At 72.6% G+C, this 11,958-nt stretch carries 7 protein-coding genes; 4 read left to right on the top strand and 3 right to left on the bottom strand.

Translation table 11 applies throughout. The features are described 5' to 3' along the window. The first annotated feature begins 538 nt into the window (after nt 1-538). Nucleotides 539-2,995 carry an ATP-binding SpoIIE family protein phosphatase gene (locus tag SSOG_RS40900; protein WP_425385477.1) on the top strand — a complete coding sequence of 819 codons (2,457 nt, stop codon included), beginning with the start codon at nt 539-541 and terminating at the stop codon, nt 2,993-2,995. A gap of 84 nt (nt 2,996-3,079) precedes the next feature. Continuing rightward, nucleotides 3,080-3,835 (top strand): NPP1 family protein, encoded by a 756-nt coding sequence (locus SSOG_RS40905; protein ID WP_039939956.1) that lies wholly within the window; start codon nt 3,080-3,082, stop codon nt 3,833-3,835. A 15-nt stretch (nt 3,836-3,850) separates the two neighbouring features. Here the strand turns inward: SSOG_RS40905 and SSOG_RS40910 are convergent, their stop codons facing one another. Both SSOG_RS40910 and SSOG_RS40915 read right to left on the bottom strand, forming a co-directional pair. Next, nucleotides 3,851-5,689, bottom strand: coding sequence for a glycoside hydrolase family 15 protein (locus SSOG_RS40910; RefSeq protein ID WP_009720193.1), 1,839 nt, complete (start codon nt 5,687-5,689; stop codon nt 3,851-3,853). Between the two features lie 79 nt (nt 5,690-5,768). Next, nucleotides 5,769-8,270, bottom strand: a complete 2,502-nt coding sequence (locus SSOG_RS40915) for an ABC transporter permease (protein ID WP_039939958.1) — start codon at nt 8,268-8,270, stop codon at nt 5,769-5,771. 155 nt (nt 8,271-8,425) lie between these two features. Here SSOG_RS40915 and SSOG_RS40920 point away from each other — a divergent pair, with 155 nt between their 5' ends. After that, on the top strand, nt 8,426-9,607 hold the full coding sequence (locus tag SSOG_RS40920; protein WP_009720195.1) for a sensor histidine kinase: 1,182 nt from the start codon (nt 8,426-8,428) through the stop codon (nt 9,605-9,607). Between the two features lie 34 nt (nt 9,608-9,641). Continuing rightward, nucleotides 9,642-10,358, top strand: a complete 717-nt coding sequence (locus tag SSOG_RS40925) for a response regulator (protein ID WP_208867433.1) — start codon at nt 9,642-9,644, stop codon at nt 10,356-10,358. Between the two features lie 17 nt (nt 10,359-10,375). Here SSOG_RS40925 and SSOG_RS40930 read toward each other — a convergent pair. Beyond that, on the bottom strand, nt 10,376-11,958 hold a 1,583-nt coding region (locus SSOG_RS40930; RefSeq protein ID WP_154686136.1), incomplete at its 5' end, for an FtsX-like permease family protein.

The raw sequence follows: 11,958 nt of genomic DNA on the forward strand, positions 1-11,958 counted from the left end.
GCCGCGGGCACACCTTAGGGTATATGCCGATATGTCAATGGATCCGGCTGGTCGCGTACGTACCTGGTGCGACGAGCGGCTTCCCTTGCTCTCAGCGGTCGGCGTCCAGCTCACGGACCGCGAGGTGATGGAGTACGCGCTGACGCAGGCGGTGTCCGAGCTGAGCGGCATCGCCGGAGCGGTGCACTGGTCGTGCGGCCCCGCGGGCAGCCACGAACTCCGCCTGGTGCTCGCCGGAGGACTGCCCCCGTCCGCCCTCCCGGAATGGGAGGAGATCCGGGAGGACGATCCGGCGCTCGCCCCCGCCCGGGCTGTACAGGAGGGCGCGTTCGTCTGGATGCCCGCCGCCAACGGGCGCGTTCCGGAGGCGCGCCACCCGGACGCGGAGCGTGTCCGTACGCACACCCACGGGAGGCTGCCCGAGGCGACGATGGTGGCCGCCGTCCCGCTCTTCGCCGAGAACACCCCCGTCGGCGCGCTGTCCGTGTTCACCGGTCCCGGCGCGCCCACCACCGAGCAGCGCGGCTTCCTGCTGGAGATGGCCCGCTGGGCCTCCGGGCGGCTGTCCGGTCCCCGGTCCCATCCGTGGTGGCAGGAGCAGCCGGCCGGCTCCGGACTCCGCCAGGCCCTGGTGGCGGCCAGGGTCGGTTCCTGGGAGTGGGACATCCGTACCGGCGAGATGGTCTGGGACACGGACGGGCTCAGGCTGCTGGGCATCCCGGAGGACTACGAACGCCGCATCGAGAGCTGGGTCGCCCTGATCCACCCCGAGGACATGCCGCGGGTCATGGCCGCCACACAGGAGGCGCTGCACGGGCACGGGGTGTACGACGCCGAGTACCGGGTGTGCCGCCCGGACGGCACCACCGGCTGGGTCCAGAGCCGTGCCCATCTGGCGCTCAACGGGCACGGCGAGCCCGTCCGCATGATCGGCCGGGTGTGGGACACCACCGAGAGCCGCATCGCGCGGGAGTCCGTGGGGCAGGCGCTGCGCTTCATGAGCGACGCGTTCTGGGCGGTGAACCGGGAGTGGCGGATCACCTTCCTCAACGTCGAGGCCGAGCGTCTCGTCGGGCCGTCCGTGGACGTGCTGGGCGGGCCGCTCTGGGGCGGTCCCGCGGGCCTGGTCCCCGAGCTGGAGACCCGCTGCCGGCACGCGGCGCTCGACGGCACACCGACCGGGTTCGACATCCAGTGGCCCACCGACAGCCGCTGGTACCACATCCGGCTGGTCCCCGTGCCCGACGGGCTGACCGCCTACCTCACCGATGTCACCGACACCCGCAGCCGGGCGGCGCGGCGTGAGGCGGCCGAGCGGTCCGCCGCCGAGCAGGCGGCGCGGATCCGCGGGCTGACGGGCGCGCTCGCCGAGGCGGTCACCACCCATGACGTCGTCGAGGTGGCCGCCGCCCACATGCTGTCCCCGTTCGGGGCCTCGGGCCTGCTGATCCAGGTGCTGGAGGGCGAGCGGCTGCACGTGGTCGGGGCCGTCGGATACCCCCAGGCGTTCCTGCGGAAGATCGACGGGATCGCCGCGGCCGAAGGCCACCCGCTGCTCCACGATGTGATCGCCTCGCGCCACCCCCGCTTCATCGCCTCGGCCACCGAGTACGTCGAGCTGGCTCCCGCCCTCGCCGACTACCCGGACCTCGCCGAGAAGAACGCCTGGGCCATTCTGCCCCTCATCACCTCCGGCGAGCCCAACGGCGTGTGCGTCGTCTCCTTCGCCGAGCCCCGCCGCTTCACCGCCGACGAGCGCACCCTGCTGACCGCCCTCAGCGGCATGGTCGCCCACGCCCTCGCGCGGGCCCGGCTCTACGACGCCGAGCACGCCCGCGCCCAAGCGCTCCAGCGCGGACTGCTGCCCCAGGAGCTGCCCACGCCGTCCGCCCTCACCGCGGCCGTACGGTACCTGCCCGCCAGCACCGGCACGGAGGTCGGCGGCGACTGGTACGACATCATCCCGCTGTCCGCGGAGCGGGTGGTGCTCGTCATCGGCGATGTGATGGGCCACGGTCTTGCCGAGGCCGCCACCATGGGACGCCTGCGCACCGCCGTGCACACGCTGGCCCACCTGGAGCTTCCGCCCGAAGAGGTGCTCGCCCACCTCAACGACATCGTCAGCGACCTCGGCGACGACTCCTTCGCCACCTGCCTGTACGCCGTCTACGACCCGGTCTCCGGGGTCTGCTCCATGGCGCGCGCAGGCCATCCCCCGCCGCTCCTGGTGCGCCCCGACGGAACCGTGGAGTGCCTGGACATCGAGCCCGATCCGCCCCTGGGCGCCGCCGAACCCCCGTTCAGCACGGCCGAACTGCGGCTGCCCGGCCACGGGCTGCTGGTGCTGTACACCGACGGCCTGGTCGAGTCCGCCACCCGCGACATCGACGTGGGCATCGCCGAATGCTCCCGGGTCCTCACCACCGACCCAGGACGGCGCCTCGCGGGCCCCGGCCGGCCGCCCCCGGTCTGCGGCCCGGACGAGGACCACCGCGCGGACCGCAAGCGGCTCGACCGCATCTGCGACACCCTCCTCGATGCCATGGTGCCCGCCCAGCAACTGACCGCGGACGACACCGCCGTGCTCGTCGCCCGGCTGCACCGCACCGCCCCCGGGAACATCGCCGTCTGGCAGCTCCCCGACGAGCCGGTGGCGGCCTCCCTCGCCCGCGACCACGTCCGCGGCCAACTGGAGGAGTGGCATCTCGACGAGCTGATCACGACCACCGAACTCCTCGCCAGCGAGCTGGTCGGCAACGTCGTCCGGCATGCTAGGGGCCCGGTCCATCTGCGCCTGCTCCGCGGCCGTTCCCTCATCTGCGAGGTCTCCGACGGCAGCGCCACGACACCCCGGATCCGCCGGGCCGCCGAAATGGACGAGGGAGGCCGCGGTCTGCAACTGGTCGCCGCGCTCTCCCAGCGCTGGGGGACGCGCTACACCGCCGACGGCAAGTGCATCTGGACGGAGCAGCCCATACCGCCTCAGCGATCCTGAACCTCCTTTATTTCATGGACAGTTGACGTACTCTCCTGGTTGGCATTTTCCGCCTGCTCGCACCGGGTCAACCAGGAGGACGCAGTGCACAGAAGTTCGCGTATCCGCAAGGGCTCGTTCGTCCTCGGCAGCGCCATCGCCCTGGTCGTCGCGTTACCCGGAACCGCTCTCGCCGACCCGCCGAAGGCCCTGCCCGGCAACGCGGAGGCGCTGGAGCAGACGTTCCAGCCCGCTTACGACTACGACACCGACGGCTGCTACCCCACCCCCGCCATCGGCCCCGACGGCACGCTGAACGGTGGCCTCAACCCGTCCGGCGCGCCGGGCGGGCAGTGCCGCGACGCCCCGGACCTCGACAACACCAACGGATACGCGCGCTCCAAGTGCAACAACGGCTGGTGCGCGGTCATGTACGGGCTCTACTTCGAGAAGGACCAGGCGTCGGTCGGTGGGCACCGCCACGACTGGGAGCACGTCGTGGTGTGGGTGCAGAACAACCAGGCCCAGTACGTCTCCACCTCCGCCCACGGCGGATTCACCACCTACGGCCGCGACCAGGTCCGGTGGGACGGAAACCACCCGAAGATCGTCTACCACAAGGACGGGCTGAGCACCCACGCGTTCCGCCTCGCGAACACCAACGACGAACCGCCCGAGAACCACTACGGCTCCTGGCAGTTCCCCACCCTGGTCGGCTGGAACGGCTACCCCGCGGGCCTGCGCGACAAGCTGAGCCAGGCCAATTTCGGCAGCGCCAACTTCGGCCTGAAGGACGGCAACTTCGCCGCCCACCTCCAGAAGGCCAAGCCGTCGGGCATCCCCTTCGACCCCAACGCATGACCGCATGCCCCCAGGTCAGCCCAGGGCACGGTCGAGGTTGAACGCGGCGCTGATGAGCGCGAGATGGGTGAACGCCTGCGGGAAGTTGCCGATCTGCTCACCGGTGCGGCCGATCTCCTCCGCGTACAGCCCGCAGTGGTTGGCGTACGTCAGCATCTTCTCGAACGCGAGCCGCGCCTCGTCCAGCCGTCCGGCCCGGGACAGCGCCTCGACGTACCAGAACGAGCAGATCGAGAAGGTGCCCTCTTCGCCGCGCAGCCCGTCCGGGCTGGCCTGGGGGTCATAGCGGTAGACCAGTGAGTCGGACACCAGCTCCTCGCCCAGTGCGTCCAGGGTGGACAGCCACTTGGGGTCGGCGGGGGAGATGAACTTGGCCAGCGGCATCATCAGTACGGAGGCGTCGAGTACGTCGTCGCCCTCGTGCTGTACGAACGCGTGCCGCTTCGGGGACCATCCGTGCCGCATGATCCGGCGGTAGATCTGGTCGCGGGTCCGCGACCAGCGGGGCATGTTCGCGGGCAACCCGCGGTGAGCGGCGATGCGCATCGCCCGCTCGATCGCGACCCAGCACATCAGCCGTGAGTACAGGAAGCACTGGGGTCCGGCGCGGGTCTCCCAGACGCTCATGTCCGGCTGGTCCCAGTGCTCGCAGACCCAGTCGACCAGTTCGCAGACGGTGTCCCAGTGGTCGCTGGCCAGGGGCTTCCCCCACTTGTCGTACAGATAGAGGGAGTCCACCAGCGCACCGTAGATGTCCAGTTGGAGCTGGTTGACGGCCCCGTTGCCGGACCGGACGGGCGCCGAGCCCAAGTGGCCTTCCAGGTGGGACAGTTCCCGCTCGGTGAGTTCGCTGCGGCCGTCGATGCCGTACATGATTTGCAGCGGCCCGCCGGAGCCGTCCCGCAGCCGGATGTCCTCGGACAGGAAGCGTACGAACGCCTCGGCCTCGTCGGTGAAACCGAGCCGCAGCAGCGCGTAGATGCAGAACGCGGCGTCGCGGATCCAGACGTACCGGTAGTCCCAGTTGCGCTCCCCGCCGATCTGCTCCGGCAGACTGGCCGTCGGCGCCGCCACGATGGCTCCGGTCGGCGCGTAGGTGAGCAGCTTGAGGGTGAGCGCCGAGCGGTGCACCATCTCCCGCCACCGTCCGCGGTAACGGGACTGCGAGAGCCAGCGGCGCCAGTACCGCACCGTGGCGTTGAACAGCTCCTCCGCCTCGGCCAGCGGACACGGCCGCGGCCGCACCTCACCGCCGATCCGGTCGAGCGCGAAGACCGCGGCCTCGCCCTCGACCAGCTTGAACGAGGACACCGCGTCGACGCCGTCGGTCTCCACCGTGACGCTGGACGTCAGCGCGAGGGACAGATCGGGGGAGTCGAACACCGTGAGGCCGCCCTGCCGGACGCTCACCGTATGCGACTGCCGCCCGTAGTCGAAGCGCGGCGCCACCCGCGCGGTGAACGGCAGCGACCCGCGGACGCACAGCACCCGGCGGATCAGCCGGTGCCGGTCGGCCTCGCGGGAGTCGTCCTCGACCGGCATGAAGTCCTGGACCTCTGCGACACCGTCGTCCGCGAAGAAGCGGGTGATGAGGATGTTGGTGTCGGGGAAGTAGAACTGCTTCGTCCGGGCGGGCGCGTCCGGGGCCAGCTCGAACGCACCGCCGCGGTCGGCGTCCAGGATCGACGCGAAGACACTGGGCGCGTCGAAGCGGGTGGGGCAGTACCAGTCGATCGTGCCGTTGGTGCCCACGAGCGCGGCCGTCCGCAGATCGCCGATCAGGCCGTGCTCCGCGATGGGCAGATATCGGGGCGTGTCCGCCTTGCAGGGGCGGAGGCTTTCGGCGACGGTCATCGCAACCTCCCGCGCTCACCGGTCGCGGTACCTCAGTTTTCAGGATACGTCCGGTAGCCGCCGCCCTGCGCGGCCGCCATCACTGCGCGTCGGTGCCGATAGCCTTCAGCATCGGTACGCGCGCGGCCTGGCGCCCCGGCCACAGTGAGGCGAGCACACCGATCACGGCGGCCGCCACGAAGAAGAGGGCCGTCCTGTCCCACGGGATGACCAGGGGGACACTCTCCTCGCCGAGGACGGCCACCGCGCCGATGACGCTGCCGACGGCGACGCCGAGCGCGGAGCCGAAGAGCGAGATGGTCACCGATTCGATGCGCAGGACGGAGGCCACACCCCGGCGGTCCAGCCCGATGGCGCGGAGCATGCCGATCTCCCGGACCCGTTCGAAGACGGCCATGCCCATGGTGTTCACCACTCCGAGGGCGCCGATCAGCACGGTGACGCTGAGCATGGCGTACATGATGTTCAGGAACGGGCCCGTCCGCGCGGTGGCCGCCGCCCGCGCGTCGGCGCGGTCCTGGACCAGCAGCGCGGGGTTGTCCAGGGCGCGCCGGATCTCCCGCTGGAGCGCTGCCGTACGGCCGGGGGCGGCCTTGACCAGGACCGATTCGACGATCGGCCGGTGCTCGGCGCCGGCCGGGCGCGGCAGGGACCGGTCGGATACGAGGGTGGGCGTCAGGTTCTCCGGGCCGTCGTAGACCGCGACGACGGGCAGGCTGGTCCGCTCAGCCGTGCCGGTGAAGGCGCCGCTGACGCGGGAGCCGAGCCGCCAGCCGCGATCGGCGGCCAGCTCCTCGGTGACGGCGATGCCGTGGTCGAGGCGGTCCAGCGAGCCCTCCCGGACGGTGATCGGCGCCAGCCGTTCCACCGTGGCCGGGTTGACGGCGGTGACCGGGACGGTGTCGTCGCCGGACAGGTCGAAGTAGGTCTGCACGAGGGCGGTGACGGCGTCGGCGTCCGCGAGCCGTGCCACCCGCGCGGCGGTGTCGTCGCCGACCTCCGCGAAGTCGACGGCCGTGACGCGCAGGTCCGAGGTCATGGAACGGTCGACCTCCTGTTCCTCCAGGCGATTCACCGAGGACACGGCCACCGTGACCGCGGTGACCATCGCGAGGCCGACCATGAGCGTGGTCGCGGTGGCGGCCGTACGCCGTGGGTTGCGGCGGGCGTTCTCCACGGCGAGCTTGCCGCGGATGCCCGCCAGCCGGGTCAGCGGGCGGCGCAGCAGCGCGGTGACACCCAGGGCGAGCAGCGGAGTGAGGACGATCAGGCCGATGAGCAGGACGGGTACGGCGCCGAAGAGGACGTTCGTATCGTCGACGGCGGCACCCAGCAGCAGCGCGCCGCACACCGTCACGGCCACGCCGAGGAGGGTGCGGCGGCGCAGCGAGGCGGCCGTGGCGGGCTCGACCGTGCGCAGCGCCGCCACCGGCGGGACGCCCGCCGCGCGGCGGGCCGGAAGCCAGGCCGACAGCACGGTGACGCCTATGCCGACCGCGAACGCCGCGACCAGGGGCGTGACGGACAGCAGCCGCAGCGGGGCGGCCGGTCCTCCGGTGACGCCGAACAGGTCGCCCAGCAGCGTCGCGACGCCGGTGCCCAGCGCGTATCCGGCGATCGAGGCGGCCGTCCCGACCAGGGCTGCTTCCGTCAGCACCATGCGCATCACATGACCCCGGCTCGCGCCGACGGCCCGCAGCAGCGCGTGTTCCCGGGCGCGGGCGGCGCTGAGCATGGTGAAGGTGTTGGCGACCAGGAAGGTGGAGACGAACAGGGCGACACCGGCGAAGCTCAGCAGCAGCGTCGTGAGCTTGTCGCCGTCCCCCGAGGCGTCCGTGGCCAGGGACTCCAGCTCCGCCCGGGTGGCCGCCTCGACACCGGACGGCAGCACCTTCCGTACGGAATCGGCGAGTTGCGCGTCCGACGTGCCGTCCGCCGCGGTCAGGGTGATCGCCGAGTAGCTGCCCGGGGCGGGCGCGAAGTACCGCTCGGCGGTGGCGGAGTCGAAGGCGGTGAGGGTGCCGCCCGCCTCCAACCGGCTGTCGCGGGCGGTGAAGGCCCCGACCAGCCGGACGCTTCGGGCCGTACCGCCCACCACGACGCGCGCCCGGCCGCCCACCCGGTACCCGGCCCGCTCGACGGTCCGCCGGTCCATGGCGACCTCCCCGGACGTACGGGGGCCATGGCCCGAGACGAGCCGATACCGGACGTCCTGGCCACGGTCGCCGGGAACGTAGTTGACGCCCGCGGCCCGGGACAGCTCACCCACCAGGGAGCCGTCGGAGCCCGCGACGAAGGAGGAGCCCTCCACCTCACCGCGGGCCGCGGCCGCCGAGGGCAGCTGCCGCAGCCGTCGCAGCAGGGTGCCGTCGAGCCGGGAGGCGTGGTCGGGCGAGTCCGGTTCGACCTTCACCGACACATCGGGCCGGGAGTTGGTCTGGGCCCGGGCGACGGCCGCCTTCACCGAGTCGCCGTAGAGCAGCGAGCCGGTCACGAACGCCACACCGAGCAGGACGGCGAGGGCGGGCATCGCGAAGCGGAGCCGGTGGGAGCGGAGGGTGCGCAGAGCGGTGCGGAGCATCGGCGGCCTTCGGAAGGGGAAGTGGTACGAGCGGGTTCGATCCTTCCGGCGCGGCACGGTCCGGCGGATCCACTGGATGACCGAAACGGGCCGTGGCCCTCCCTCGGCCGAAAGGCTGATGTGGCGCGCGCGGCACGGCCGTACCGTGCATTGGCATGATCACCGAGTTCCGGGCCCGCTCCCGCCTCCGGCAGATCCAGCTGTGCCTGGGCGGCGCCGTGTCCGTCGTCCTCGTGGCCCTGGAGGGGCTGAACGCCCCCTATCCGCCGGTGGCCTTGGCGACGACGGTGTCCGGGATGCTGTGCCTGGCCGCCCTCGTCGTGCCGCACCGTCTCTTCGTCCGGTACGCCCTGGTCGCGACGGCCGTCTCCTGCGCGCTGACCCTGGTGGAAACGGGGCTGCCCCGGCGTCCCGAGAACACCCCGGGACTGGTGGAGCTGAGCGTCCTGCTGTGGCTCATCACCCGTGCCGTGCGGCGCTGTTCCCCGCTGACGGCCACCCTGCTCCCCGCGGCCCCGGCCCTCGCCGCCGTCCTTCTTCCGCTGCGGATCGCCGAACGGAGTGAAAACCTCAACAGCGCGGTCGGCGTGATCGTGGCCTGTGTGCCGTTCATGGTGGTGCTGGGACTGTGCCTGCGCCTGTACGACGCGCTCCGGGCCCGGGAGCGCGAAGCCCTCCTCCAGACCCAACGCCTGGAACACGCAAGGGAGTTGCACGACTTCGTGGCGCACCACGTCACCGCGATCGTCGCCCAGACCAAGGCCGCGCGCTTCACCGCCGCGGCCGGTCACACCCAGTCCCCGGAGGACCTGGACCAGATGCTCGCCCATATCGAGCGGGCCGGATCGCAGGCGCTCGGATCGATGCGCGCCATGGTCTCCAGCCTGCGGGACCCCGCCGCACCCGCCGCCACCAGCCCCACCGGCGGCCTGGCCGGACTGAAGGCCCTCATCCGGGACTTCTCCGCGGCGGGCCCCACCGCCGAACTCACCCTCGACCCGCGGCTCACCGACCGCCCGCTGCCACCCGAGATCACCACCGCCGTCCACCGGGTGGTGCAGGAGTCCCTGACCAACGTCCGCAAACACGCCGCGGGAGCCGGGCGGGTCGAGGTGCGGGTCACGCTGTGCCCCGGCGACCCGGAGCAGCTGGAGGTGTCGGTGGCCGACGACGGCCGCGGCGGCGCCGAGGCGGGCGGCGGCGCGTGGAACGGGGGCGGCTACGGCCTGGTCGGGCTGACCGAACGGATCGAGCGGGCCGGTGGCCGATTCACCACCGGGCCACGGGACGGCGGCGGCTGGCACGTCCTGGCCGTTCTGCCGCTGGACTCCGTCTAGGGTTCTCCACACGACAGTCCGGGCGCCTGCGATCATGTCGGGTATGACGATCCGGGTGCTCCTCGCCGACGACCAGGAGATGGTCCGTGCCGCGTTCCGCATGATCATCGACTCCCAGCCGGACATGCGGGTCGTGGCCCAGGCGGCGGACGGCACCGAGGCGGTCGATCAGGCCCGCGAACTGCGCCCGGACGTCTGCCTCCTGGACATCCGCATGCCCCGGCTGGACGGTCTGGAGGCCACCCGGCTGCTCGCCGGACCCGGCGTTCCCGACCCGCTGAACGTCCTCATCGCCACCACCTTCGACCTCGACGAATACGTCTACCGCGCGCTGCGCAACGGTGCGTGCGGCTTTCTCCTCAAGGACGGCGCCCCCGGGCTGCTCACCGAGGCGGTACGGGCCGCCGCGGCGGGCAACTCGCTGATCTCGCCCTCGGTGACCGTCCGCCTCCTCGCGCAGATGGCCCCCCACCGCCACGGCCCCTCCCCCTCCGAGGCCCGGCCGGACCGTACGGCGGGGGGCGGGGGCCAGGACGCGCTGACCGAACCGCTGACCCAGCGCGAACTGGACGTCGTACGCCGGGTGGCACGGGGCCGCACCAACGAGGAAGTGGCCGCCGACCTCTACGTCACCCTCTCCACGGTCAAGACCCACCTCGGCAATGTGCAGCGCAAGCTCGCCGCCCGCAACCGTGTCGAAATCGCGGCCTGGGCCTGGGAGAACGGGATCTGCCAGGACGGCCAGGACTGACCATGCCACCGCCCCCGTCAGCCGCGGGCGAGCGCGTGCGCGGGCGGGACGCGCAGCGCCTGACGGGTGGGCAGTTCGACGGTGAGGAACGCGATGCCCGCCACCACGACCGCGACGACCGGCGCGAGCCACGGCGGGCCCGCGGGCCACGGGCGGTGGAGGAATCCGGCGGACAGCAGCACCAGGGGGACGACGGACAGCACCAGCCCGGTGGTGAGCGCCAGCCCGCAGATCAGCGCCGCCTCGCGCCGCATCATCGCCAGGATCTGGCGCGGTGTTGCGCCGATCAGCCGGAGCGCGGCGAGTTCGGTGCGCCGCTGGGTGGTGGTGGCGATCAGCTTGTTGGCGATCCCGAGCAGCAGGTAGCCGAGCAGCACGGCGAGCACCGCGACGTTGATCCACAGTTCGGGCGCGGTGCCGCCCACGCCCCCGAGCCGGGGCCCGGAACGGTCGTCGTCCAGGGCCAGCCCCGGCCGGTCAGCGGCCAGCGCGGCCACGTGGTGCCGGGCCTCCCCGGTGCCGTCGGTACGGATCAGCACGCTCTGGTCGAGGCCCGCCGTGGTGTGTCCGGCGGCCAGGTCCCTGGAGAGCACCACGGGCCCGAAGCCGAGTCCGCGGGCGTACGTGGCCACCACCCGGGCGGTGACCCGGGCGCCGTCGCCGAGCACCAGCTCCACCCGGCTGCCCACGGGCGCGTCGCGCGACCCGGCGGCATCGGCGGAGACGGCGACCGTGGCGCCCGTCAGCCCCGCCAGGCTGCCGTCGCGTACGTCCAGGTCGAGGACGCCCCGCGCCTCCGGGGTCAGCACCAGCGCGGAACTGCTCTCGATCTCGGGTTCCCCCAGCATCCGGTACGGCCACAGCACGGTCGTCGAGGTGACCGGGGCCGCCGCCCGTACGCCGGGAGTGTCCCGCAGCGCGGGAAGCACATCGCCGGGCACGCCCCCGAGCCCGGGCGCGGTCAACCCGAGCTGCGCCCGGGTGGCGTCGCGGAGGTCGCCGGAGGTGGCCGCCATCACCGTGGTCTGGGTCAGGGTGTAAGTGAGGGTGAACACCACGGCCATCGCGAGGGTGCTGATGGCCGCCGCGGAACGCAGCGCGTAGCCATGGCTGTTGGCCACCGCCAGCCAGGTCGGTGCCGATGCCTTCGCCGGAAGCTTCCGCGCCAGCAGCCGGCCGACGCCGCCGACGAGGGCGGGACCGGCCAGCGCGAGGCCGATCGCCGCGATGAGACCGGCCACGGCGGTGGCCGCCGCCCCGGCCTGCGACCGCGCCAGCAGGGGCGTGACCGAGGCCCCGGTGCCCGCCGCGATCAGCGCCAGGCCGGCATGGGCGCGCGTCTTCGAGGGGACCCGGGGTTCGCTGCGTGACTCGGCGACCGCCTCGGTGGCCGGTCTGCGCGACGTACGCCAAGCGGCGCACCGGGCCGCCACCCACACCACCGCGACCAGCAGCAGCACGGCCGCGACCGCCGGGAGTGGGCTGACGGTCAGCGGCAGCGCGTCCGGGAGCATCCCGTTCGACACCAGCAACTGCCGGAACCGCTCGGCCAGCGGATAGCCGTGGGCGGCACCGGGCAGAGCCGCGGCGACCGCGATGA

The organism is Streptomyces himastatinicus ATCC 53653 (assembly GCF_000158915.1).
Lineage (GTDB): Bacteria > Actinomycetota > Actinomycetes > Streptomycetales > Streptomycetaceae > Streptomyces > Streptomyces himastatinicus.

What these genes read in the sequence shown, in the direction of transcription:
- SSOG_RS40900 (WP_425385477.1), top strand. Translation starts at nt 539, where the DNA reads ATGGCCCGCTGGGCCTCCGGGCGGCTGTCCGGTCCCCGGTCCCATCCG.
- SSOG_RS40910 (WP_009720193.1), bottom strand. Translation starts at nt 5,689, where the DNA reads ATGACCGTCGCCGAAAGCCTCCGCCCCTGCAAGGCGGACACGCCCCGA.
- SSOG_RS40925 (WP_208867433.1), top strand. Translation starts at nt 9,642, where the DNA reads ATGTCGGGTATGACGATCCGGGTGCTCCTCGCCGACGACCAGGAGATG.
- SSOG_RS40920 (WP_009720195.1), top strand. Translation starts at nt 8,426, where the DNA reads ATGATCACCGAGTTCCGGGCCCGCTCCCGCCTCCGGCAGATCCAGCTG.
- SSOG_RS40915 (WP_039939958.1), bottom strand. Translation starts at nt 8,270, where the DNA reads ATGCTCCGCACCGCTCTGCGCACCCTCCGCTCCCACCGGCTCCGCTTC.